Origin of the sequence: Bacteroides rodentium JCM 16496, assembly GCF_000614125.1 — a bacterium.
Lineage (GTDB): Bacteria > Bacteroidota > Bacteroidia > Bacteroidales > Bacteroidaceae > Bacteroides > Bacteroides rodentium.
The window spans coordinates 20,065-45,327 of the sequence record NZ_BAKJ01000034.1 but is presented as its reverse complement, the minus strand read 5'-3'; the positions used below and the strand labels follow the sequence as shown (position 1 = coordinate 45,327).

Annotated in this window: 21 protein-coding genes; 5 read left to right on the top strand and 16 right to left on the bottom strand. The window is 40.0% G+C overall.

What is annotated here, in order from left to right; all coding sequences use genetic code 11:
* Window positions 1–349 precede the first annotated feature (349 nt).
* The gene (locus tag JCM16496_RS14670; RefSeq protein WP_128809629.1) at window positions 350–871 is read right to left on the bottom strand and encodes a DUF3836 domain-containing protein; all 522 of its coding nucleotides are present in this window, start codon (window positions 869–871) and stop codon (window positions 350–352) included.
* Window positions 872–1,079: 208 nt separating this feature from the next.
* On the opposite strand from JCM16496_RS14670, the gene JCM16496_RS14665 reads away from it, so the two are divergent.
* Window positions 1,080–2,381, top strand: coding sequence for a sensor histidine kinase (locus tag JCM16496_RS14665; RefSeq protein WP_025835218.1), 1,302 nt, complete (start codon window positions 1,080–1,082; stop codon window positions 2,379–2,381).
* A gap of 6 nt (window positions 2,382–2,387) precedes the next feature.
* On the top strand, window positions 2,388–2,561 hold the full coding sequence (locus JCM16496_RS25415; RefSeq protein ID WP_500778598.1) for a DUF6722 family protein: 174 nt from the start codon (window positions 2,388–2,390) through the stop codon (window positions 2,559–2,561).
* A 176-nt stretch (window positions 2,562–2,737) separates the two neighbouring features.
* Here the strand turns inward: JCM16496_RS25415 and JCM16496_RS14660 are convergent, their stop codons facing one another.
* Entirely contained in the window at window positions 2,738–3,094 is a 357-nt protein-coding gene (locus tag JCM16496_RS14660; protein WP_025835216.1) for a cupin domain-containing protein, read from the bottom strand.
* A 207-nt stretch (window positions 3,095–3,301) separates the two neighbouring features.
* On the opposite strand from JCM16496_RS14660, the gene JCM16496_RS14655 reads away from it, so the two are divergent.
* A complete protein-coding gene (locus JCM16496_RS14655; RefSeq protein WP_159102461.1) occupies window positions 3,302–4,453 on the top strand; it encodes a S41 family peptidase in 1,152 nt (383 codons plus the stop codon).
* Between the two features lie 189 nt (window positions 4,454–4,642).
* Here JCM16496_RS14655 and JCM16496_RS14650 read toward each other — a convergent pair whose 3' ends face one another.
* A complete protein-coding gene (locus tag JCM16496_RS14650; protein WP_025835213.1) occupies window positions 4,643–5,068 on the bottom strand; it encodes a DUF3836 domain-containing protein in 426 nt (141 codons plus the stop codon).
* A 241-nt stretch (window positions 5,069–5,309) separates the two neighbouring features.
* Here JCM16496_RS14650 and JCM16496_RS14645 point away from each other — a divergent pair, with 241 nt between their 5' ends.
* Window positions 5,310–5,990: an RNA polymerase sigma factor gene (locus JCM16496_RS14645; RefSeq protein ID WP_025835212.1), complete on the top strand. Its 681-nt coding sequence runs from the start codon at window positions 5,310–5,312 to the stop codon at window positions 5,988–5,990.
* Window positions 5,991–6,052: 62 nt separating this feature from the next.
* The gene (locus tag JCM16496_RS14640) at window positions 6,053–6,577 is read left to right on the top strand and encodes a DinB family protein (protein WP_025835210.1); all 525 of its coding nucleotides are present in this window, start codon (window positions 6,053–6,055) and stop codon (window positions 6,575–6,577) included.
* A gap of 20 nt (window positions 6,578–6,597) precedes the next feature.
* On the opposite strand, the gene JCM16496_RS14635 is transcribed toward JCM16496_RS14640, so the two are convergent.
* From JCM16496_RS14635 to JCM16496_RS14575, 13 genes are all read right to left on the bottom strand, one after another.
* A complete protein-coding gene (locus JCM16496_RS14635) occupies window positions 6,598–7,464 on the bottom strand; it encodes a hypothetical protein (protein ID WP_025835208.1) in 867 nt (288 codons plus the stop codon).
* 110 nt (window positions 7,465–7,574) lie between these two features.
* Window positions 7,575–8,273, bottom strand: coding sequence for a response regulator transcription factor (locus tag JCM16496_RS14630; RefSeq protein WP_025835206.1), 699 nt, complete (start codon window positions 8,271–8,273; stop codon window positions 7,575–7,577).
* Window positions 8,274–8,760: 487 nt separating this feature from the next.
* Window positions 8,761–10,806, bottom strand: coding sequence for an SUMF1/EgtB/PvdO family nonheme iron enzyme (locus JCM16496_RS14620; RefSeq protein ID WP_159102460.1), 2,046 nt, complete (start codon window positions 10,804–10,806; stop codon window positions 8,761–8,763).
* 172 nt (window positions 10,807–10,978) lie between these two features.
* The gene (locus tag JCM16496_RS14615) at window positions 10,979–13,831 is read right to left on the bottom strand and encodes a glycoside hydrolase family 38 N-terminal domain-containing protein (RefSeq protein ID WP_128809627.1); all 2,853 of its coding nucleotides are present in this window, start codon (window positions 13,829–13,831) and stop codon (window positions 10,979–10,981) included.
* A gap of 14 nt (window positions 13,832–13,845) precedes the next feature.
* Window positions 13,846–14,913, bottom strand: a complete 1,068-nt coding sequence (locus tag JCM16496_RS14610) for a PHP domain-containing protein (RefSeq protein ID WP_025835199.1) — start codon at window positions 14,911–14,913, stop codon at window positions 13,846–13,848.
* A 33-nt stretch (window positions 14,914–14,946) separates the two neighbouring features.
* Window positions 14,947–16,368 (bottom strand): ADP-ribosylglycohydrolase family protein, encoded by a 1,422-nt coding sequence (locus JCM16496_RS14605; RefSeq protein ID WP_128809626.1) that lies wholly within the window; start codon window positions 16,366–16,368, stop codon window positions 14,947–14,949.
* A gap of 95 nt (window positions 16,369–16,463) precedes the next feature.
* Window positions 16,464–17,234, bottom strand: a complete 771-nt coding sequence (locus tag JCM16496_RS24655) for a DUF2961 domain-containing protein (RefSeq protein ID WP_128809625.1) — start codon at window positions 17,232–17,234, stop codon at window positions 16,464–16,466.
* Between the two features lie 8 nt (window positions 17,235–17,242).
* Window positions 17,243–18,343 (bottom strand): DUF2961 domain-containing protein, encoded by a 1,101-nt coding sequence (locus JCM16496_RS24650; protein ID WP_128809624.1) that lies wholly within the window; start codon window positions 18,341–18,343, stop codon window positions 17,243–17,245.
* A 228-nt stretch (window positions 18,344–18,571) separates the two neighbouring features.
* Window positions 18,572–19,768 (bottom strand): glycoside hydrolase family 172 protein, encoded by a 1,197-nt coding sequence (locus JCM16496_RS14595; protein WP_025835197.1) that lies wholly within the window; start codon window positions 19,766–19,768, stop codon window positions 18,572–18,574.
* Between the two features lie 12 nt (window positions 19,769–19,780).
* Entirely contained in the window at window positions 19,781–20,764 is a 984-nt protein-coding gene (locus tag JCM16496_RS14590; protein ID WP_025835194.1) for a family 43 glycosylhydrolase, read from the bottom strand.
* A gap of 12 nt (window positions 20,765–20,776) precedes the next feature.
* On the bottom strand, window positions 20,777–21,922 hold the full coding sequence (locus tag JCM16496_RS14585) for a glycoside hydrolase family 26 protein (RefSeq protein ID WP_025835192.1): 1,146 nt from the start codon (window positions 21,920–21,922) through the stop codon (window positions 20,777–20,779).
* 69 nt (window positions 21,923–21,991) lie between these two features.
* Entirely contained in the window at window positions 21,992–24,067 is a 2,076-nt protein-coding gene (locus JCM16496_RS14580; RefSeq protein ID WP_244440397.1) for a hypothetical protein, read from the bottom strand.
* A 13-nt stretch (window positions 24,068–24,080) separates the two neighbouring features.
* Window positions 24,081–25,247, bottom strand: a complete 1,167-nt coding sequence (locus JCM16496_RS14575; RefSeq protein WP_025835188.1) for a glycoside hydrolase family 172 protein — start codon at window positions 25,245–25,247, stop codon at window positions 24,081–24,083.
* Window positions 25,248–25,263: the final 16 nt, after the last annotated feature.

Genomic DNA, 25,263 nt, shown 5'->3' with positions numbered 1-25,263 from the left:
AAGTCGAAATAGAGTAAAAATAAATTGGTAAGTATCAAAAATTGATGTCCGAAAAGCATGGCATCATCCTTCTTTTTAAGTAATTCTTGAATATTAGTTTATATTACAATAGTATCTTCATTCTCCTCCTCCGGGGAGGTTGCTCTCCCCCGATAACGGGGGAGGTGGAGGGGGTGAGTACCGTAGGGGGAGGTGGTAGCGATACACAAAGGCGAGTAAAGCATTGTTTACATGGCTTTATGCTCACTACCACCCCGCCCCTTGGGCACCCCTCCTCCCCGGAGGAGGGGAATTCAGATACTATTACGATATAAACTAAATTTCAACATATACTTATTCAAATCCGTTCTCATTTCTCTGCCAATAGCTGCACAGACTCATTCGTCATGTAATGGTCTGTCGTCAAGCTCCAGTCATTGTTCTTTTCGTCCCATTCGTAGCTGAGGTAGCGCAGGACACTGCTGTCGGTCTGCCGATAGACGGCTTTCTGCTTGATATCGGTGTAGGCATTGGTTTGCTTGTTCCAGAGGGCATATTCTACGGTGACGTCATCTGTATAGAAGAAGTTAAGGCTGTGATGCTTCTCAAAGCTTTGCGTAGCTTCGTTCCATTTCAGCACTTCTTTTTGAGAGATGCGGCCGGAGTTGTCGTAGATATAATTGTACTTCAGGTGGCGGTGCAGGAATTTCTGATTCTCCACTTTGAATACGGTTTGTGTTTCCACACGACCGTCGTTGGTTTCGGTATTGTAGGCAAAGTTGCCTGTACGGTTAACGGCTGTTGCGCTTACTACATTTACTAAAGAGGTCATTGCGACGATTGCTGAAATTACTAAAGTCTTCATAATGTTTTTATTTTTTAAGTTATACATTTTGTTTCAAGTTCTTGTCTTTTGGGGAGTTGTTCCCTTTCGACATGGCAAAGATAGGGGGAGGCAAAAATCTTTTAGGTTATCGCTACGTTAATGTTAGGTTAACGAAAGATTGGAAGAAGAAGTCCGGGAATTAGAAGAAAAAGCGTACCTTTGCCAAAGTTTTGATAATCAAAGCAGGGTGGAAAACCATAAAGAGAAAGTTGGAATGAAAGGGAACGGCAAGTTCATATCTATAAGCCTGCTGACGTTCTTAGGGCTGATAGGCGCATTAGCTTTACAGTCTATATGGCTGTATAATACTTATACGCTTATCAGAAACAATATCCAAAAGGAAAGTTATGCCATTATCGAAAAAGCACTGCAAGAAGAAGGAAGAATTCGTTTTGGACAAACGCCTAAAGGAACGGCGATAATGGGTGGACCGACTAATGACACTATCCCGTCAATGACCTATTTTTATGAGCGTTTGTCTGATAAAGGCTACCCCATGTCATTGGAAAGATTGGATTCCATCACCTCCGTATTATTGAAAGAGAATGGGATAGAAGATAATTATTCCATCCATTTGATGAATTTGCATACCGGGAAGATATTGGATAAATGTGGAACTCAAATAGAACCGAACTGGCTGACAATCAAGGCTAAGGACTTTCCGATACGTGCAGACTATACCCAAGTGGTGCGGCTCATCATAAGCCATCCTTATAAGACGTTTCTGGCACGTATGGGCTTGCTTATTATCGCCACTGTGTTTATCCTTGTCTTTGTAATTTCCTGCATCATCTATTTGATTAAAATCATCCGCCGCCAAAACAAAATCTCCCAGCTCCGCGAGGACTTCTCCTACGCCATGATTCATGACATGAAGACCCCGCTCAGCTCCATCATCATGAGCAACCACACACTAAGCAGCGGAAAGCTGGATGCAAAGCCCGAAATAAGGAAGAACTTCCACGGCATCATCGCCAAAGAGTCCGAACACCTGCTGGCACTCACCAACAAAGTACTCACCATCTCCAAACTGGAACACGAGAAAATGAAAATGGTGAAAGCTCCCGTACCCATACAGCCGCTCATAGAGGAAATGATTGAGAAATTCAAGACCATAGCCACAAAGCCCATCCGCTTTGAGACGGAATTCGAGACAGACACCGTCATGGCAGACAAAGAGTACCTGCAAGAAGCCATCAGCAACTTGATAGACAATGCCTTGAAATACTCCCGCCAAGACGTCACTATCCGCATCGCATCTTGGGAAGAGGGCGACTACCGTTTCATCAGTGTACGCGACAACGGCATAGGAATACCGGCAAAGGACCTGCCAAACATTTTCAATAAGTTTGAACGTGCCTCCTCCGTCAGAAGCGGCAAGGGAGGACGGATTGCAGGCTTCGGACTGGGGCTGAACTACGTCTATCAAGTGATGCAGGCACACGGAGGAAAGGTGTCGGTGGAAAGCAGGGAAGGGGAATATAGCGAATTTACGCTATACTTGCCACAAAGCTAAACATTTATGTCCTATCCTTTGGTTTTCGGATTAATCTTTGTAACTTTTGCAGGACTTGTTATCGGAGTTGTAATACCTTTATACTCGAATATTTCAGATGAAAATAATTGGTATTCTATTTGTACAGGTATTATATTATCAGTTATATCAGCATTATTGGCTAATAAAATATTAAAATAATGGAAGCATTAGGATTCATATTCACAGTTGGCATCATCATCGTTGGTGGACTATACGCATGGACTTACACAAAGTCTGGCAAAAAGTGGCTTAAGAGCTATAATATTACACAATAGGAGATGGACTGCACCACAGCCCATCCCCTATCATTTTAATTCCACCGATGTGACTTTCTCTTACTTCACCACACCATCCTCCATCGTAAATCTCTCTAACGAACCGGCTTTCACCTGAATACAAATCACACTGATAGCGCTGTCTGACGCAGCCGACAGTTGGCGTTCTCCTGCCGGAGCCACGCGAAGCCAGTCACCGGCTTGCAGCTCTACGGCTTCTCCGTCAATCACCATGGTACCGCGTCCGGAGAGGACGGCATAAATTTCTTCATTTTGCTTGTGCGAATGCACAAAAGGTACTCCTGCGCCAGCCGGCAGATTGCTGACGGATACTTCTGCACCGGTCAGATTCAATGAATCGTGCAGCTCGACACGTGCCTCGCCTGCGGGCACATTTACTTTCTGATAGTTCTTCATAATCACTTCTCCTTACTATGTTTTGATTTACGGTTGCAAAGTTAGCCAACTACCAGATACTACACAAGAAGGCACTTGAGACTCAGTTAGTTACCTCCATGTTACCATTGTTGGCAAATAAGGAGTTAGAAAAATAAGATTAACGAAAATTATTACTACCTTTGCCAAAAAGCAAATATCGACTAAACTCTATAGAACATGAAGATTATGAAAAAAATTTCAAAAGTAATAGTCATCGTAATGGCTGTATTGGCAGTCATTTGGTGTGGTTTATATGTTTACGTCAACTATTTCTATAATGATAAGCAGATTGATGTAGAAAACTTCTACCTCGCGGAACTACCCTTAAGTTCCTCGCAGTTTGAAGAAGATTTCAAAGAAATACATCAGACCGTCATGGAGAATTACTCACTATACCAAGCCAAACATCTGAATATGGATTCATTGTATCAAGCTTGTGACGCCCGCGTTCGCCAGGCACAAACCGGTACAGACTACGGGCTGATAGTGCAGGAATACATCTCTGCACTACAATGCGGTCACGCCATCACCTGCTATAAGATGTATACGGCCAATCAGTCTCCCGCTCTCATACAAGACTCCTTGTTCATAGATAAGCCCAACAACCATCTGACACAATACGGCTTTAAGGACAAAGACCGGATTATAGCCATTGACGGAGTGCCCTATAAACAATGGATTGAACAGAACGAGAAATATACTGAAGCATCTACTGCCATTGATAGGCGATTCCGCACAGCCCGTGATGCTTTTCGTAGTTTTACGGACACAATCAGAAATTACACGCTGCTGAGAGGAAGTGATACACTTGCAGTCACTCTGCCACTAAGGCGAGGCGACTACTTTCCTGAAGAAAAGAAGGAAACCGTAGAAACAAAGGTATTGAATGATAGCATTGCCTACCTTGCCATCAACACCATGATGCCCCCGGTAATGGAAGATTTCAAGGCAGCCTATCCCAAAGTCAAGGACTTTCCCTACCTCATCATAGATGTCCGCAGGAACGGAGGGGGCAGCAGTGGCAATGGACGGGATATCTGCAAATACTTCATCCGGGAGGAGCAACCGCATTGTGTCGATAAAAGCCACATCATGCAACCCGAAGCCGACGCCTATAAGGGTAAAATCTATCTTCTGACAGATACTCATACGTTCTCTGCTGCCGAGAGCTTCACACTCGACATGAAGGAAAGCGGCAATGTCACCCTCATCGGCGAAGCACCGGAGGGGATACCGGCAATGGTCCCCGTCCTTTCTGCACCAAACAGCGGACCTATTTCCGTATCCCTACCCGCCAGCCGGACGTCTCTTCTAAAGGTTTCCCCATGGAAGGTATAGGCATACCGCCCCATCATCAAGTATCCCAAACCGTAGCAGATTTCATGAAGGATGAAGATACAGTGCTGAATTATGCTGTCGGACTGATAACAGGGAAACAATAATACATTTCCTCAACGAAAAAGAGCCAAGTATCAAAGGTGTGTCACCTCACGATACTTGGCTCTTTTGTATTTGATATATTATCCTTTATTTGGTACTTGCCAACATCAAAGCCGCATTGCTGTCATTCAGTTCGTAAACGGTAGTTTGCGTATAGCTGTCGTAAGCATTATTTCTACTGTTCCAACGAGCATAGTTCAATTCAACTTCACTGCCGGTGTATTCAACATCCAGCTTGAAATAAGGCACCCAGGCTTCCTTTACGCTATCCCACTTGAAAGCTTCCTTGCTCGTCACACGGTTCTCACTGTCATAAGTGTAAGTGTAGCGGAGGTGACGGAAAAGGTGTCCGTCCTCATTGCGGAAGATAGTCTTGGCGGTCATCAGTTCGCCGGTCATCTCCTCGTTTTTCACATAATCGGCAGGAGTTGCCGCACTTGCAGAAAAGTTCATTACACTTGCCATTACCACTGCCATCATTACCACTGCTTTTGAAAATACTGTTGCTTTCATAATCGTTATTTTTTATTGTTATTACTTCTTTCTCTGAAGAGGTTGTTGTTTCGTAACAGCCTTCGCCTATATATAGTCAATCTGCGTGCCAAAGAATTAAATCGCTGATTATCAAAGAATAACCATTTTATAGTAATGTCCATTTTCGGACAACTGTCCGCACAAAAACGAACAGCAAAACAAAAAATAAACGGAATATCATGAAGGTTTTTCTACATTTGCAGCAATAAAAAAGTCAGCAATGAAACCTAATTTAAACGACATCGTGAAGCAATATGGCACCTTGGTATCTTCCATATCCCACCGTATGATACAGAATAAAGAAGTAGCTAAAGAAGCTGTTCAGGAAGCTTGGTATGAAATCATAAAAAGCATAGAATCATTTAACGGAGAATCCGAACTATCTACATGGATTTATACGATATGCAAACGTACCATCCTTCGGTATGCCCGGAATGAAAGAACGGCAACAATGTCTGAACTCAGAGCTTTCCGTAATCTCTCTGAGATTGAATATAGCAACACAGACAAAAATGAACGGGATTGGATAAAGGAACGGTGCGACTGGTGTCTGACAGCCCAAAATCACTGTTTGAACAATGATGCCCGAATGATATTCACCTTTAGGATAACCCTCGGACTTCCATATAAGCAAATCAGTAAAATCATGGAAATGACGGAAGAGAACATCAGGCAAATATCCTCTCGTTCCGTCAGTAGGATAACGTCTTTCATGAATGACACTTGTCCACTATATAACCCGCAGGGAACATGTAAATGCCGGATATGCAAACAAGTTACTTCACTCGATTTAGAGAAAGAATACACCTCTCTGCAAAAAATTATCCGACTTGTGGATATCTATCAAAAACTGGAAAAAGAATTACCAAGAAAAAATTACTGGAAAAAGTTTATATCCTAAGTTGTCACAGAAAAGAAGGCTTGCTCACTAACTACTATATATAACTCTAAACAAAAAGAATTATGAGCAAGATTAATTTTCTAAAAGAACAAATTATCGAATCACGTAACTTTGTAAACCGTCTAATATCGGAACTACCGGAGAATTTATGGTACACCATACCAGAAGGTACCGATTCAAACTTTGCATGGCAAGTAGGGCATTTGATGATCAGCCAGAATTTTCATGCTATCAGTTGCATTACCGGTAGAAATGAGGTTGTCTGGAAAACGATTCCAATCATTGGTTATATAAAACTATTCAATGGGATGGGAACCCTTCATCGTTCCATAGAGGAAAATCTGATTGTCCCTGCAAAACTAAAAACACAACTTGATGCTGTTCATGAGATTTGCATCCACAGTCTATCCCAATTGGATGACAGTATTCTACCGGAAGCAATAGAACCGATTCCTTTCAAACATCCTATAGCCAACAATAAATACGAAGCCTTATCCTGGTGTTTCAAGCATGAAATGTGGCACAGTGCTGAAATGGAAGCAATCAAATCAGCATTAGGCTATCCCACTAAATGGATGAGGGAATGACAAGTAGATTCATACTTATTTTATCGTAATGGCGGCATCTGAAAACGTGGTGGGACAATAGTCGCTCCGCCACTGCCCCCTCTATTATCAAGGACGGTGTTGCGCAGAATCTCATACAAGATTCCACCTACATCCAGACCCAGTTTAAACTTGTCGAAATTATAATAAGGAATCACAACGGGAACCGTCTCCCAACGACCGCGATAAGCATCGTAATAACGTTGTACCCCGACTTCCATACCAAAACGTTCGGACATATCCAAAGACATGGTGGCACCGTAGCGGTGGGTATCCATCCCGTAAGTATTTCCTATGGCATACGAACCGAAAACCTTAAAAGCTACACGGTCCGAAGCCTGATACCGCAAAGCTCCCGAAGTACTGAAAGCCTGCCCGGTGGAATGAATCATATTTATCTTCATGGCATCTACGCCAAGCTGGAGCGTCAGCCTTTGGTTAAAGGCGTGCTGATATCCCAGGGAAGCATTGTTGAAACGTCCGATACCCGGTACGCTGGTCTGCCCACCGGAACCGAACAACATGCCGTGAGGAAACTGTCTTAATACACCGCTTGCGCTGTAATCTCCCCGAAACAGCAGGGAAGGATTGGTCTGATAAGGCAAACGGAGAGACTCTTTCAGTGAAAAATCGGGCAGGGAATAGGAGTGTTCCGGATGAAACATGGGAAAAGGGGCAGAGTTTTCAGAAGGAAGCTCAAAAGGAGAGAATAGAGATTCATTGAATTCCGGCTGTAGCCGTATACTGTCACGAATGAAACGTACACTGTCTTCCTGCGCAAAAAGCAATTGCGGCACAAAAGCCAACAGCAGGCAGATTCCCAAACGGACACCAAGACAAGAGATACTGACTTTCTGTTTTATACGCATATACCCTCCTTCTTTATATTCATATAATACTGCTATACAAAAATAACGAAAATAAACCAGAAGAACTGTACATCTACTGCTAAATTATTGCAATATAGAAGGATACATTATTAATTTTCTATCAGTATCAATCCTACTCCTTTCACTGTTTTAATGGTTACCGACTCGTCTTCCGAAAGAAGTTTCCGAAGTTTCGTCACAAATACATCCAGGCTGCGGGAAGCAAAGTAATCATCTTCCGTATTCCAGAATTTATCCAAGACAGCTTCCCGGCGGATAACGTCTCCCCGCTTCTCACAAAGCATCTGCAACAAACCTGTCTCGCGCACAGTCAAAGTCTTGTTTACACCCGAAGCATGTTTCAAAGTGGCATGTGTGGCATCCAACACATATTCCTTGCCTATCTTGTAGCATTGACTCGTGTCTTTCGATTTTTCGCCTTTGGAAAGCTTCAATAAGGCGTGGACATGTGCATCCAGTTCTTCGGGAATGAACGGTTTCTTTATATAGTTATTGGCACCGATTTCATAACCTTTTACCACATCTTTAGGAGATATCAGGGCAGAGGAGAACAGAATCGGAGTTTCCCCATCTGTCTCGCGGATACGCTTCACCATCTCGTAACCGTTCATAACGGGCATTTCTATATCAGATACTATCACATCAGGATGTTGTTCTTTCCACTGTTTCAAGCCCTCCTCGCCATTGGCGGCAGCAATCACTTCATAACCGCCTATCATATCTTCCAACCCGCCCTGAACTATATATCTCAAGCTTGCATCGTCTTCTACCAACAATAACTTTATCATAATGCGTTTATTATATATTGCAAAAATAAGGAAAAGAATGAATGCAACAGTCATATTGCTATAAAATACGTGGGAAGGGACAAAAAGACTACATCCTTGACAAGCGGTATAAAAGGAGAAAACATGACAGCTTCAATGGCCTCTCCTTTCTTCTCATTCAACCAGGCTTTTTCCGAAAGAACAGACTTGAACCGTACATACACCGAACGCTTGCTTCTATCTTCTTCATCTATAAAAAGCGGGAAGCCATATCTTCACAGACACGTCTCCCCTATGATGAATTTGAATTTAGAAAAATATTTTAATTGCACAAATAATATCTCTCACTATTAGTAATCAGCATATAGTATCACATTCCCCCAAAAACACAACATCAGATCTAGTTTTCTCTCATACTCTTCCATAAGTGCGCAAATTCTTGAAATACTCCTAAAACAATCATAATCAAAATAAAAGGATTATTATATCATTCTATAGGAACATTATTTCATTGATTAATATCTACAACACAGCGAAAACCAACTGTACCACAACGGTCAATTCCCGGATATAGCAATAATTGTTTAGCTGCAAAATCTGTTGTTTGAACGCCACCATCAAAATACCAGTCAGATCCTTGCGCTTTATAACAGCTACCTCCTTTCAGTATACAAAAACGATTACGTCCATCATTATATTCACTTTCCGTCAATTCCCAAACATTAGAGCACATGTCCCATGCCCCACACACAGATTTTCCTTTAGGATAAGATTTAACAGGAGTAGTCCGACCATCAATATTTTCATTACAACATCCCGGCTGCATCTCATTCCCCCACGGATATTTATTTTTCTCCTTACCTGCAGCAGCCAACTGCCATTCTTCCTCACGAGGTAGCCGTTTACCAGCCCATTTTGCATATGCTCTCGCATCGTCTAAATCAACATATACAACAGGATGTTCTTCCATACCTATAGGAATTTTTCCATCAGTCCAATGGCGCAAGAAATTTTCAGGACAACGAGGCTTATATCCTGTTTCCTCTAAAAACTGCTTGTACTGAACATTAGTGACAGGAGTTTCATCTATTGCAACATGTTCAACCTGAACATTACGAGATAAAGTTATCTTTTGATGAAGGACGGTAGGTCCCCTATTAATGAAGTCACGTTCTAAAGAACTATAATAGCCAACTTCCCTACAACTAAAAACTACAGACAATTCCCCTTCATAATCATCTATTAAAACCATTCCCTGAGGTACTTTCTCATATAACTTTGTTGAAGCCACCTGCTTTAAAACAGCCTTCAACTGCTCAGGCTGGATATCATATGTCTTTTCTTTAGCTGTAAGTGCTTGTAAAGAAAGTAAATCCGCAAAATCCTCAGGCACGTTGGTCTTTCTAAATGCGACAATACAACCAATACCACGAGGAATCACCTGTCCCTTAATCACACCTAAAGCATCAGGAAAGACCTCATTTCCGGACACCAAATCGTAATAGGTCCAATCTTCATCCGGGTCTACACACAACAAAGGCCCGTCTTTTTGTATATAAGCCCTATTCGCCAATGTCCATAAACGACAATTATCATCATACCACAAGTTTGCATAAACATCTGTTGCCAATACATTTGTCACCAATGGTTCCCATCTATCAGAAGTAAATATTTTATAGAAATAACGCTGAATTCCTGACATTGTCTTTAATATGTAGCAATCACGAGGGGACCACCCTACCCACTGGCCAAAAACATTCTCCCAAATCATCATGCCACTACCATTCATCCAAGCAGTCTGCAATTCTTTTGACTTATCGTCTGACCAACGACTAATGCCATGTTGAATATGACGGGGCTCGATCCATTTATTACGCAGTATTCCTGGCACATAAGAATCCTGAAACCATTGTGCCCAAGACATATGGTGCGAAAAGATTTCTTCAATAGGAAGAGCCAATTCACTCTCAAGTACGACTCCACTTCGAGCCGCATCCAATTCTTTCCGCAATTGTATAGGACCACATTCCATAGTATCTAAAAAAATACCATCAGCACCTATGGTCTTTACAATAGAAGTCAATGCTTCAACATCTTTTTCCCTATGTGTTCCCACATCCCAAGGGTTATAATTAATATAAACCTTTATGTTCCGTTTGTGAAATTCATCCGCAACCTCCTTCAAAGCATCTAACCCACCAGGCATTTCCCGATAAAAATCAAATTGATTCCTCCAATCAAGTCCAATACGAGGATACGCGTGCCATAATACAACAATATCATATCCTCCAAATCTCTGTTGCCCTTCGTCCAAAATCTTGTCAATTGTGTAACGATTAGAATTTCGATCGTAAAAACTCTGATCATACATCATCAAAAAACAACATTTAAATGCAGATCTTACCCATTGGAAATCTGCCCTATCATAAAAGGAAGTATTATATCCTATGTTCTGACGGACCAGTTTTCTCCATTCCCAAAGAGACTTTTTGAAATCCTTCCACATGATGCTATCTGACGGAGCTTGAATTATCGGCGGTTGAGCAACTTCCATCCCCTCCCACCGATACTGTCCCCATACTTGGCAATGGAAAAATGTGAAGGAAAAGAGCAGATAGAAAAGTACCCTGTATCTTTTGCACATATTTATATGTTAAATTATTAATTTTGAAATAATAGATATCATTTTTCTGATATTATAAATTTGAGGTATAAAAACAACAATATTAAAATATCAGCTTGAACGTTTCTATTGCATGATGTCCCAAGAATAACTTAATATTTTTTCCATTTGTATCAACTTCTTCCATTTCTTCTTCAATCATATTGGTTTTGATGACTTTCTTTACTTCAAAAGGCAACGTTATCTTTACTTCCGTATCTTTCCCTTCCATTTCGGTAAGTCGCAAAATAACTCCATTATCATTGTCTGCCTTCTTCATAATACTGACAGCAACAAAAGGATTTGAGGTAGTTATAAAACTATTACTATCCGGCAATAATCCTCTCTTGTTTGTTTTTATAGCTGTCAGAAACGGATGGTTTCCTTCAATGCCAAATTGATATCCATTTTTCCATCCCTGCCGATGAGACAATAAAGAAAAGGAAAAATGATGCTTACCTGTTTGATGATACCAATTGCCTAATCCATGACAGCTTTTATGAGACGAAAGCAATACACCTTGCAATACTGGAAAATCAGAGCCTTCTACAGCAGGATCAATCCAGTCAGCAACCGCAACCTCAGATGACAATGTAACCCCATAGTCCGAACCGTTTGCAGAAATAAAATTTTGAATCTCACGCGGATGTATTTCTTTGGGTTCCTGTGTATAAGCTCCCCACCAAGACCATCCACCGGCTGCTCCTCGCATCTCATCCTTACCGACCTGAAGAATAGCCATTGGTACTTCATAGTTGATCGCCGCTTGTGCCATATTCAGTGGAAAAGCAATACGTAACTGACGGTTATGTGTGCCGTCATAATCAATTTCCACATCGAAATCTATCTTTTTATCGTTATGGAAAATACGAATTTCTTGTATAACCAATCCTTCCTTTACGGTTTGTTCATTACGAAAGACAGTAAATAACGGACCTGTATCTGTAACACTCCAGACCGTCTGATTACCACTAAGCGCTTTCAAATCTCCAGGAGTAAAGCCAGTAATCTGAGTAAATTCACCTGCACCATTACCCTTATATTCAAGGTTCAGCACATCACCACCCTTATACCGTATAGTATTCAATATTTCTTTGCGAAGTTGTTTATCTATCAAGCTCTGTATTCCCCCATTACCAAACGATATTCTATAAAACTCATTTTCGTAATAATTGGCAGATTGCTGAATATTTTCAGGTAAAACCCTACATTGCTCTCCTCGTGAAAGATAATAAGTCTGATAACCTATGGAAGGAATATCCTTGATTTCAAAGTAGATTTTATCTTTTTGCACTTGAGATGGAACAATTCTTCCCTTACTATCTTTTACGATACATTGACGAGTCTCTGCAGAATCAATTATTATAGATGCAATACCAGAACGTTTCCAAGGTAGGTCATTGAATACCACAATTACATTTTGCCTTGCATCTATTTTACATGCAAGAGAGGTTAGTGTTTTATTTAATATGGTAGTTCCCATATCACGGGCTTGTTCTAATCTATTTCGGAATATACTATCCGTTTCTTCTCCAAATTTGCCACCCCACCCATGATCCGGATAGATAGAAGATATCCATGCACTATCAAATTGTTCAGTCGGATAAGTTTGCAGGCTATCTTCCAGAAGTTTATCAATCGTAGTAAAAATCTCAGCGGCAGGCAATACAACCCCAGCTTCACGTTTCGCTTTGATAGCCTGGTAATGAGCCGGTCCATGTATATACAGCCATAAGTTTGGACGTTCGCCAACCACTTTTTCGAAATCAGTATCGGATGCATTAACCATATTCAGGAAACTTTCAGCAGTAGAATGCTGAAGATGAGGTAACGGAACTTCTGCCATGGAAACAATTCTATTCCAATCATCAATTACTTTTTTATAGTTAACAGGTTTTTCCGCATCATAACTAATTACAACGGCATAATGAGGAGGAATATTATGCCGTTTATAATAATCACTCCATAACACAGCACGATGATGCAGTTTATGGAAAGCTGTAATAGCGTCCTTATTAAAGAACTGCCAATATAATACAGCCCATCCGTAATTAGAAGGAGTGTATGTTAATATTTTTGACCCGTCAGGACTATACCAATTGTACAAACCTTCGCGCATACGGGAGATAAACAGATTCTTAATTCCACTTTTGGCAAAAATCTGGGGAGCCTGCATGGAGCGTCCTGGAATATCGACATTGTATGCAGTGACATCATCACAGCCAGGTAAATTCTCCTTAATCCACTTACGCCCATAATATGCCTGACGAATCAACTGTTCTCCTGATTCCAGACCTTCATATGACTGATTGAATGTCGCTCCCCATACAAAACGCCCGTTATGGTAATTCTCCATCACTTTCTCCTTTTTCTCTGGATATTCCTCCAAATACTCCATCAAGTTAAGCGTTTGTTCCATACCAAAAGCATAATCAGGGTCATCATCTATCATTTTCATTGCAGGTTCAATTATTTGATGAATACGTCCATGACGACATATCTCAGCAGAATTAACCCACGCTATATCCTGATGGGAAGAGGATATGATATGAATGGTACCATTTTTAAAATGTCCCCAGTCAGAGGGTATCAAAGGAGTGTATTGTTGATGAATGACCAATTTTTTCCGTTTACCAGTAAACGCTAAAAGAGTCTCTTCTTCTCCTATCAATGGCAACCATACTTCTGCGATTCCATTCTTAGCCACTTTGACAGGTACAAGCGGAGTTTCACCAAAGGATAATTGCAGCATTTGGTTGCTATATTCTGTAAGTTTGATATAAGCTCTGACACATAGACGTTCCACTCTTTTTTTATAACAGTAAAGCGAGTCATAGGTAATGTCATGCATCGTCATTTGTGCATGTACTACACTGCTTGCCAGTAAAAATAAAATAGATAATAACAAGTGTTTCACAAGTGCATTGGTTATTACTGTAGTGGTAGGATAAATTCCAATTTGGAATCCTTCCCTGTATGACAATTCTCCACTATCACTTTCCCTGTTTCCGGTAATTTCATACGTAAAGTTTTATTAGGAAATAAACAATATCGACAATTGTTTATCAGAAGAATGAAACTTAAATCCGAAGTATTGCTCAATTCTGTATAGCCACTATTATTTTCTATTTTTCGGACATGTATTGAAGCCTTAAAAAGTCTTCTAAGTATATTGTCTTTACCAGCCAAGGAACCATTGAACAATACAGCAGTACGCTTGGCAAACAAAGCTTCCTTTATCCCTTTTTCCGACCTTTCAGAAGAAAAAACCAATGTTATAGGACGTGCCAATTTCTCACCTCCATAAGTTTCCGTGATGAGGTGGTGAATATCGGAATTACCCATATAAGCTAAATTATATTCATTGGCATAATCAAAAGCAAGAGGATAATACTCCAAGAAATTAAATGTCTCAACTCCGTCTATCAAGTTATCCTTGAGCAATTGTTCGTGAACCGGATATAAAGTGCTCTTATCATCAGGCCACCCTGGATGGTTCCACATGACAAATGCTCCTTGTCTTTTAGCTTCATACAAGGCATCAATAGGATCTTCCAAATCAAGTTTGTTGGCATCATTGATAAACAAAGCATTGAGATGTCCTATCGGTTTATTACGCGTAATCTCAGCCCCTTTGATAACTATAAACCCCAAATGGTCGGCATGCTCCTTCGCAATATTATAACTTTCATTCAAATCTCCAAACACTTTATCTTTAAAAGGTCGATATTCAATATGGTCGGTAATGGCTATGGCATCCAATCCTTGTTGCCAAGCTTCATTTATCCTTATATCTGGCCACACTTTTCCATCCGAAAAAACAGTATGAATATGAAAATCACATTTCAAGACTTCATAGCCGTCAAACCCAGGAATATTGATATTCTCACGGATATTGTCTTTGCCCATTTCAGGTAATTTGTAAACATCATTATTTCTTAATTGTCCGAACAACAGTACGGGGAAAAATAACAATAGATTCAAACAATACTTTTTCATAACACAAACATCATTTTAAATTTACACATTTTTTTAGAAAATTATATAGTCCCATGAATATACCTTGTAATCCGGATGGGGATTATTGATGACCATTTTTACTTTATGCTTCCCGGCAGGCAAATTATACTTCCAAAGTAAGTCATGTTTGCGAAGTTTATAGGAAGTAGGGAGAACACAACGTTCGACCTCCTTATTATCTATATAAAAAGTCACTTCAAAGATATACTCGTCCATTTCCTTGGAATTCTTGGCAGCCTCACCCCGCCAGGCAAATCCTGTACCCTCGAATTCAAAAGAGATTTCCGCGTCTACAGGATGCCAGAATGTCTCTTTCTTTTTGGGCCGCAAATCTGAAAAACTTTGTTCAAACCGTACCTTTTCCGGATCTTGAACCAGAATGCCAATGCTGTCTTCTTTTATAATTCCACCGTTCCGTTCAATCATTAATAAAGCATGTTTAAAACTGGTTACATAAATTTTTTCCAACGACATATTCGTATACTTAAACTCCATTTGTTCTGCTTCAGAAAGGCTATTTTTCCAATATGCAGGAATTTTGTCATATCCTATCATAGTAGCTAGAATACCGCCGGCTGTTGACGGATTACAATCTGAGTCCTGCCCTGCACGAGTACTTATTTCAAGAGTTTCAGTAAAATCTCCATTTCCATAAAGCAATCCCATTACCACATAAGCTGCATTAACTTTCGCATCTATATTGAAAGGCACAAATACCCCTTCAGGACAAGCAAGGTCTTCCGACCATTTTTTTTGTATCTCAAACCATGTCTGATGCCAGTCCTCAGGGTATTCCTTATACCATCTTATAACATCGGATATACATTGATGAAATGTACTCTGCTCAGGTATCGTTTTCAGGGCTTCTGTCACAATGGTATAAATATCATTATATACAAAAGCAAGGCTATACATTGCCCCTACATACACTCCACCATACCAACCGTCACCATAGCACATAATATGTCCTATCTTATCGCTAATATCGGAAGCTGCATTGGGCATTCCGGGCGACATTAGGCCTGCAAAATCGGCTTCAATCTGATAGTCAATATCATCTGCATGAGGGTTATTCAACCAATGTCCAGATAAGGGTGGAAGAACACCATTTAGAATGTTGTAACGGGCTGCCTGGTTAGCATGCCACAACATATAATCGGCATTGGCAAATGCATAAGCAAACGAATCTATTGGAGCTTCAAGTCCCAAGCGTTCAAATATTTCCACAAAAGTAAGATCCATATAAAGGTCATCATACAAATCAGGCCATGAAAGCATCGTATTCTTTATTCGATCATCACTCCAAGACAGCTGTTGGTAATCCTGAATATAGGTACCATTGTATTTAAACTCTGTGGAGCCTCCAAAAGTTACCCCAATGGTTTGCCCAGCCCATCCTCCTTTTATTTTATCCTCCAAGTCGACTTTACTCATATATAGGAACTTATCCTCTACAGAAGATGTATGAGTGCATGAGCATAGAATCACAATCACCAAAATCAATTTTAAGTATAATTTCGTTATGTTCATTATTTCATTTTTTCAAAGATGAGATAATCTATTTGTAATTCAGTGTTATCCATTTTCTTTTTTCTTAGAGTTAAGGTCTTAATTTGGTCTGATATTTCTATTTCACCTGCATAAGAAGTAGTTTGGACATTATTATTGCCTGATATCCATCCGGAAACCTGATTAGTGCGCTGCCATACAGAAAATGGTCTGGCTCCATTAGTACCACTATGAACAATAGTTACCTTGTATTTTCCATTATCCATTCCGGTGAGATCAAATTGTACCATTGGCACTGCCTCAAAATCTATATTAGTGGTCCAATGGTCTTCACGTTTTGATGAAATAATCATCGAGCTGCCGTTGAATGAAGCCTGAGTGAACCAATAAAGACGCATCGTCATATCCTGAGGTAACAATATATCCCTGCGCGGAACTTCATTGACAACATGGGTTAAATACTGATTCCTAAATTGTGGCTTATCCGAATAGAATAATCCGACCGAAGTATAGTCCACATCCAGTTTATTTCCTTCAGGACCATGTTCAATAGTCAGTACATAAGAAGAACTAAAATTGATCTTGTCCGATAAGTAGAAACGATACCCACCAGTACGAGCCGTTTTTATGTCATACAACAAAGAACCATGTATAGGTAAACTAATCCCTCTGTCCCATCGATCGGTCACAGCATACCACCCTCCATTAAAATAGTCTTCGGAACCAGTCCCATGCATTCTCATTTCACCATCAATGAATGAACAATCATCACTTTCCCAATATTCAGTCATACCTTCATTCAACCTTGTGCAATAAGTATTGTCCCTATATAATGCCCTTTTCCTTGAATATCAGCAATAGTATAAGGTACACCAGACTTAGGCAAATATTCTCTCCGTGATTGTGTATACAACTTTCCTTCTTTTCGCTTATCCCTTTGTTTCTCTGTATAATAAATTCGCCCTGAAATAGTTATTTCCTCTTCGCTATTATCACTGTTATATTCTACAGACAGATTTGCCTGATTGTCAAATGGCATTGGCAAATAAGAATAACACATAGTCTGAGTGGCTCCAAGCAACATGGATTTCATTGATGGTTTTCCTAAAACATAACCAAAAAAACTTTGAAAAGGTACATCAATTGCATTCTCCTTTTCATTGTCCCATTTAGCTTTGAATAACAGTCTATCACTCTTATTTTGCAGATTATAATCACTATCCAATTCTATTCCTACAATCCTACCTCCGCGCTGTAAATCAAATATCTGTTGTTCTTTTCCCCCCTTTATAGTGAAATTTATTTTCTGTATCTTGATTTCACCATTATATAGAGAGGAAAGAGACACATGCTTCCAAGCTTGGTTGATTTCGGGCAATATAGGGTTACTGTTAAAATATTCCCAAGAAAAACTTTGTACTTTTTCCTTATGAGTTAATTCACGATACTGAATCTGTTGAAATTTCATTGTTTCTCCTTTATATATAATTTTAAGGGATTTTTCATAAGGAATGGGCAAATAACAATAATAACCTCCTATTTCATTTCCACATAAAGGAGCTACAAACGGATATGTCTTTCCTGAAAAGAGATCAATAAAAGGCATGCTTATTCTAGGAATTTTCTCTCCGTCAAAATAGAACTGAATGGTATCATTACTAGGTGTCGGGGTCCATATCCGATTAATTATCCCCGCCCCCTTAATATCAGCCAATACCAAATCGTTACCTTCTTTACGGATATAAGAATATTTACCAGAAAAACCATCATTGTTACCTCCACTTCTGTCATAGCTGGACAGCTGTTGCATTTTTCCAACATGATATTCCGCTAACCTGGAAATATCCGAAAGATTCTGTAACTCCCATTTATAATAATCACTTTGTGCAAAGCTCTGCATAGTGAATAGCAAAGCTGCAAAAAAGAGAAAAAAACTTATTCATCATATTTATTACATTTAATTAACATGTTCACCATCACATTCTTACCATTTTTACCCTACGGCTAGCAATCTTATCATAGCAGGAGTATGTAGTGAGAGCAATTATAAGAGAGAATCACTCTCACTACTGAGCCATCTGTACAAATAAAGCAGATATAGAGCAACCTAGTACGATGAAATAGGAAATCACTTGTTTTCCCTTTTTATTTCATTTCCCCATAACTTGGAGCCATTACCGAAATTCTTTCTCCACTCATGTCTCCAACGATGCATGTCCTGGTCGCGGATGAATGCTTTAGGAGCCCTATCAGCTTTAGTCGGGGCAGGAGGCAACACACCCGCTTCAGACTGATACCAGTAAGCCACACTGCTGATATCCAAAGTCAGATTGTTGTTATGCCCGTGTTCAATAGTACCTTTGAACGATGTATTAAAGTAAATAGGATCGGCAATAAAGAAGCGGTAAACATGCGTCCTTCCCAACCAGCCATTATCTCTATTCACCCTAGCATATCCATAATAGGGATGGGCAAAAATACTATTAGGACACCATGAAGTATTGAAGAAATCCTCCGTACCCGTTCCCAGTAATGATGCTTTCTCTTCACCATCAATAAAAATCATATCATCTCCTTCACCATACCACATTGGTGAAGGAGAGTGCATATAATAATTAATTCCTACAAAATGCCCTTCACCTTTAATATCTGCAAACAAATAGTTGCCGGCACCGTCTACATTATTAGTCTGTGCTCCTACTAAGCCCCATTCAGTTTCGCCCTCGGGTAATGCATCCGTCAACTCATGATTGTACCATGCGTGAAAACGGCCTAAATCATCTGGTAATTTTTTCATTTCCACATAATCTACATAAAAATAAAGACGGGAAATCGTTTCATTACTCTGGTTTTCTATTTCCAAGCGAGCTCCATTGGCAAAAGGCATCTGAAAATAAGAGACAAGCCCAGTTCCTCTTTGAGGGCCTACAGCCAATGGAAGAGAAGTGAATTCATAATATTCATCCCAACCATTACCGAAGAAAGCAGCAAGAGGCGCCTCCACAGAAGGTTCAGATTTTCCATCCCAATAAATCCTGAATATAAGGTCATTTCTCATTATATTCATTGGAGAAATCGTAAACCATATATGATTAATAATTCCTGTGCCCGAAATATCCACACTCCACTTATCACCAGGCTTTATAGAATCTATCCAATCACCATTATTACCATTTTTATCAGTACTACTTATTCTACGATTACGAAAACCTTTTTTAATTGCGGCCAAGTTACCGAGTTCTCCTCCCACTTCTTGAGCTTGACAATCAATATTCATAAATAAAAATCCGATAAAAACGGATAGAATCAAAAATAACTTTCTCATACTACTACATATTTAAAGATTTAAACTGCTCGTTTCATTTTCCAATCCGTCTTTCCAAATAAACGGAGCTATTTTTAACCCGTATGTTCCATTGAACCATCCGGCACTACTGATATAGTAGTTGCCCGCTTTATCCCTAATCAGTTCAGAAGCACGGCAATCATTTATTTCCGCTATCAAGTTAGCTTGTTCAAACTGTAGCGGATCATTACTAACATATACATCTGTATGCCCTCCATCACACAAAAACATATAATATCTATCACCACGTCTCACCACGAAAGGAGACTCGGTAGGCCCTCCAAAAGTTCCTTTTCGAGAATGGACAAAAACAATTTTCCTATCTGACCAATGAAGTAAATCCTTACTAACATAAGCTGCAATAACATGATTCCCCCCCATTGGTGTAGAGTTTGCAGTATAGTACATTATCCATTGGCTACCATCCCTGATAATCATCGGATCACGTGCATCAAATCCATCCACAAACAACGGATTTTGTTTATATCTTTCCCAGTTCCTCAGATTTTTGGATATATAAAGATTCATTTGGTATGAATCATGGACATGTGCACCTCCTTGCGCTCCGGCACACACATACATGTAATATTTCCCCCTATGATGTACACAATAAGGAGCCCAAAGAACTGATTCCTTATATTTCTTAAAATCAGCAGTCAGTGCATGAGGGTGAATTACCCACGGAGTTTGAAACAGGCTATCTGCCGAAATATGAAGCAGATTGAGCCCAGGATCTTTTATATAATCCATTTTTCGGGCATGTGTTATACCGATCACATGCCATCTTTTCTTTTTTTTATCGTAAATGAAAGTATGGTCATTGATACACCATGGATCATCAGTTACCCCCCATGCTGGATTGTGTACTTCTTTGAAGTTTCCAACTTCAAAATACTTGTTGGAAGTCTGTAAGGTCTGTGCACATAACATGGTTGTAGCAGAGAACAAAAACACAGCTAATAATTTCTTTTTCATAACTTTATTGTTTTACTTATTATCATTCAATAGAATAAATGGTTGCTTTAGAAATGATTTAAACTCTTCTTCCCCGGCATCACCTTGTGTGGGTACACAATATACACCTCCACCATTTCCCCAAAATACAGCATAAGAAAGATATTCGTACATATCAGAAATGGTTTCTAATAAATATTCCATTCGTTTAATGTCTACTTTTTGCGGATTATCCTTTTTAATAAAATATCCCACTTCAGTCAATGCACAAGGCTTCTTCTTCTCATTTGCCAAAGCTCCGACAATACGAATCCGCTTCCGAGCCTCATTCGTCCTTTTTTTATCATATTTAAAGTCTTCATAATCATCAAAACCTAATATATCAACATACTCATCACCAGGATAACGCAATAGATAGTCCTCACGAGAATCAAATTTTATATCAGGAGAAAAAGCATAAAGCATATTATGGACATTCAGAATATCTCTCAGATAATGTACTGTAAATCTCCACAAATCCTTGAATTCTTCCGGTTCACTATAGGGGCCCCACCAGAACCATTCCCCGTCAAATTCATGAAAGGGACGAAATATAAAAGGAATTAATTTACCATCATCGTCACGAAGAGATGATGAAAATTCTGCAACTTTCCGCAAATCCTTTTTATAACGTTCATGATTTTGACCGCCCGGAAGTATTGACTTGAATGACATCGTTTTAAGTTCCTCTGTTGGCAACTCTTTTGTATAAAATGTTTTTTGTGTATACGGGTCGTTGTAATGCCAACACATCGTAATCAAGATCCCTTCACGATTGGCAGCAATTATCCGTTCCCGTATCTCATGCTCTCTTATTCTATACCAAGAACCTTCTGCATTATTGACGTTGGTTATAAACATGAAATCATAGCTGGCAACAGCGGGTAATCTATCTGATAATTTATGGATATGTCCGGTTATCTTTTGCCCTTCTTCCATCCATACACCATCGTGCTGTCCAAGCATTGTCCCTTTGCCTTGATTCTGAAGTATATTATATAACAATACTGCTGTTTCATCAGTCATCAGTGTATCAACTGCTCTACTTTTTATATTCTCAAGTCCTTCTCCTGCAAGCATAGAGCTACCTATAAAGAAGATTATCATAAAAGAAAACAATCTTTTTAGCCTTATATTCATACCTAATATTATATTTTAAATTATAAAACCACTTTTATTCTGTATTCAATATTCATTACAACAATAAAATCACTCAAACACTTTTGTTCCAAATTTATCCAATATACGATTATAGGCCTCAGAAGCCGCACCGTTTCCCCAATCATATATCGTAAATTCACCCATTCCTTCTCCTTCCGGCGAAGTACTACCACCATGACCATAATTTTCCATTGTAAAACCATAATCTTTTTCATTGAAAAATGGCCAGACTTTTTCCCATTGTTGTTTTGCTTTAGGATTTTGAGGACAATACATCATCTCAAAAGCCGTTTTCAAAGCACAAAGGCCTCTTTCCTTATACTCGGGGATATTCAGTAGTTTGCCATAGCGCAAAATAAGCTCCGAAAACAAACTGCCTCTGGAGTCATTCCATTCACCGTCGGTATTCATAACCCCAAAACCTCCTATGCCATTGACATAAATATAAGGAGGCTGCCAGGAGGCTTGAGTCATCAACAGTTCATCCAATACACGCTGCCCCAATTTGAGGTATTCAGGATCGTTGGTCATACGATAGCTTTCAAGCAATGCCTCTGCAGTCCAGAACATGGAGAAATTACATTGCTTGTACATATTGTTTCTTGGAATCTTTTTACCAACAAAATCAGGAGTACCTATCCGGCAACATGACCAATAAGTCTCGAAGTCCTCCCAGCGACCTTCCGAAATCACACCTTTAACAGCATCCATCCCCTTTAAGGCAGCGGACATATACTCTTTCTTACCGGTTATTTCATAAAGCTTGAGTAAGAAAGTGACTGACATGGAAGATTCCGGTGAATCATTCAAATACTCGGTAGGCTTCAGAGTATCCAAATCCAGCCAACCCGGGAAATATCCATTGTCATATTGCACTTTCAATAGCGCCTTCCCATAAGTTTCAGCGTAGGTCAACAAGCGTGCATCCTTTTCGAGTTCCTCATACCACCGGAGCATCAACAAGGCTGTCCAACTCATATCCAAGATATGAAAAGGAGACTGCTTCGCATCCCACGTATATGGGTTTCTATTTGAATTACCCCAAAAATAGTTGTCCCAACCTTTTGAGCGGTTATATTTCTTGCCGTCCAACTCCAGTTCGTACATATCAGTCCCAATAAGACCATAAAAAAAACCTTCTTTCATAGGAAACGACAACGCCAGTTCCTTTGTAAGGTTGGCTTTGGCCATCAATGATTCATCCGATCTCCGTCTGGCATACCTGAACAAGCCACTTGCAGACCGTAAAGAACTGAACCAGGCTTGGTTCCATATTGACCTGAATTCACGCTCGTTCACTTCACCCGGATAGTTCGGACTTTGTGTTGTGTTTACGATAAATACAGGAGCACCAACCTTCTTTCCTGCCAGTGTAAATTCCTGCCAGACACTTTTCGCCCAAGTATTGAACGCCCAGTTGTATGTATAATCAACATAAGGGTCCAGGTCGGCAGGCGACAACTTTGTCTGTTTGTCATGACCCCACCTATTCCACATGAACTGCAACGGCAAACGGAATGGATTCTCCAACTCCCGCTGTTCAGTATACTTAATTACATAGAAACCATACTCAACATCGCCATCATACACTGCTCCGGGCTGGCGTTCATACAGTACATGGTCAGACACTCTACTCACAGACATCCCTAATGTAAGAACGTTGTTTTCCGCATCCATGTCCATGTACCACCTGTTCTTACCCGATTTTGACAATATATCTAAATCAGGGATGATCACGAGACCTCTTTGCCGGTCTGTCACAATAAGTGCGGGCGAGCGAAAAACATGCTGGTCAATAATATGTTTATCTGTAGGAGTAAGGTGCGGCGCCCAATTGAAGGTGGGTTTGAAAGAGGGCTTTACCTGTACCTGCCAATCATCTTGCTGGACGGTCGCACCCTTCGTGTCAAAACGGATATTTACCTTAACCATATTCGTACCAATCTCAGTTATTTCAGATGAGAACTCTGCATTTCCCAATCCGTCTATACTGACCGACTCTATCAACGAAGAATAATCCGCAGGAAATTCCTTCATTTCCAGGCTGTATTGTTTCTTGGCATTCGACGATGAGCACCCCCATAAAAAGGACAACGATAAAAATATACAAATTATTGATTTCATAATTGTATCTTTTTTAATTTACTTCAAGTGTTTCCCAAGGAGCAAGTTCCGGGAATTTGCTATGAGGTTCCGCCTGATACCAAAACGCGACAGATGAAATATCCGATTTCTGCGGCAAATAGCGGCCTCCCGCGCGCCAGCCCAAATCTTGTATAGTGACTTTCAAATCTTTTTCAAATCTGATAGGATCAGTAACATGCCAGCGGTATAGCCCAAAACGCTGCTGGGATTTATAGGTACCATCCGGCCTGATTACCTGGTGAAGCCCGGCATAAGGAGTACAGAATTCTTTATATTGACCTCCACGATCAAAATTGTATGACCCACAGAAATAATCTTCAGCACCTGTACCACAGATTGTCGGGAATTTCTTGTCGCCATCCATAAAGAATTTGATTTCTCCTTCTCCCCACCATCCATTGTTGTTTACTCCCCATGCAATATAAGTACCTACATATTGCCCTTGCCCTTTAATACCATCAACTATAGTATGGTCAGAAGCCATGTTAGGATTACTCCTTCTCCACTGAGCATGGAAATAAGCAGCATCTTCAGGAACTTCAGTCAATGTATAATCAACTTGATAATACAAATTCATTGACGCTTCGTCATTTATATTCTCAATGGTAATTTTACACTTTTTTCTGAAGGGCATGGTCCAATAGCAGTTGAAAGCACTGCCAGGGTTGACACAGACGGCCAAAGAGGAAAGAGGGGCATATACTCCCCAACCCATACAAAAGAAATCACCTACAGGACATTCCACTGAAGGTTCCTTTTCATCATCCCAATAAAAGCGTATAATTGAGAATCGCCAATTCCCGGTTGGAGTCATCCATATATGCTGTATAGCTCCCGGTCCTTCTATTTCAGCAATGGTAATAGTTTCCTTAGGATTGATGATAATATATGGATTAACTTTCCAACCCTGTCCCAGATCCCTTGCGGCATAAGCTGCATTGGCTACATTACGTTTTCCTCTATCGCCAGGAACTGCCATTCCTCCTTTACCTTTCTCACCGGTAAAGTTTTCAGGACTGATTGATCGAGATTTGGCATTAGATAACCTAAACAGATTGCCCATATTCATGTTCAGTCCATCAAATTGATTATCTTGTCCGGATGCTCCTATAAAGGACAAACTACAGATAAAGCTTAAAATTAAAATTTTGAGTTTCATGTTTTAAATAGATTAA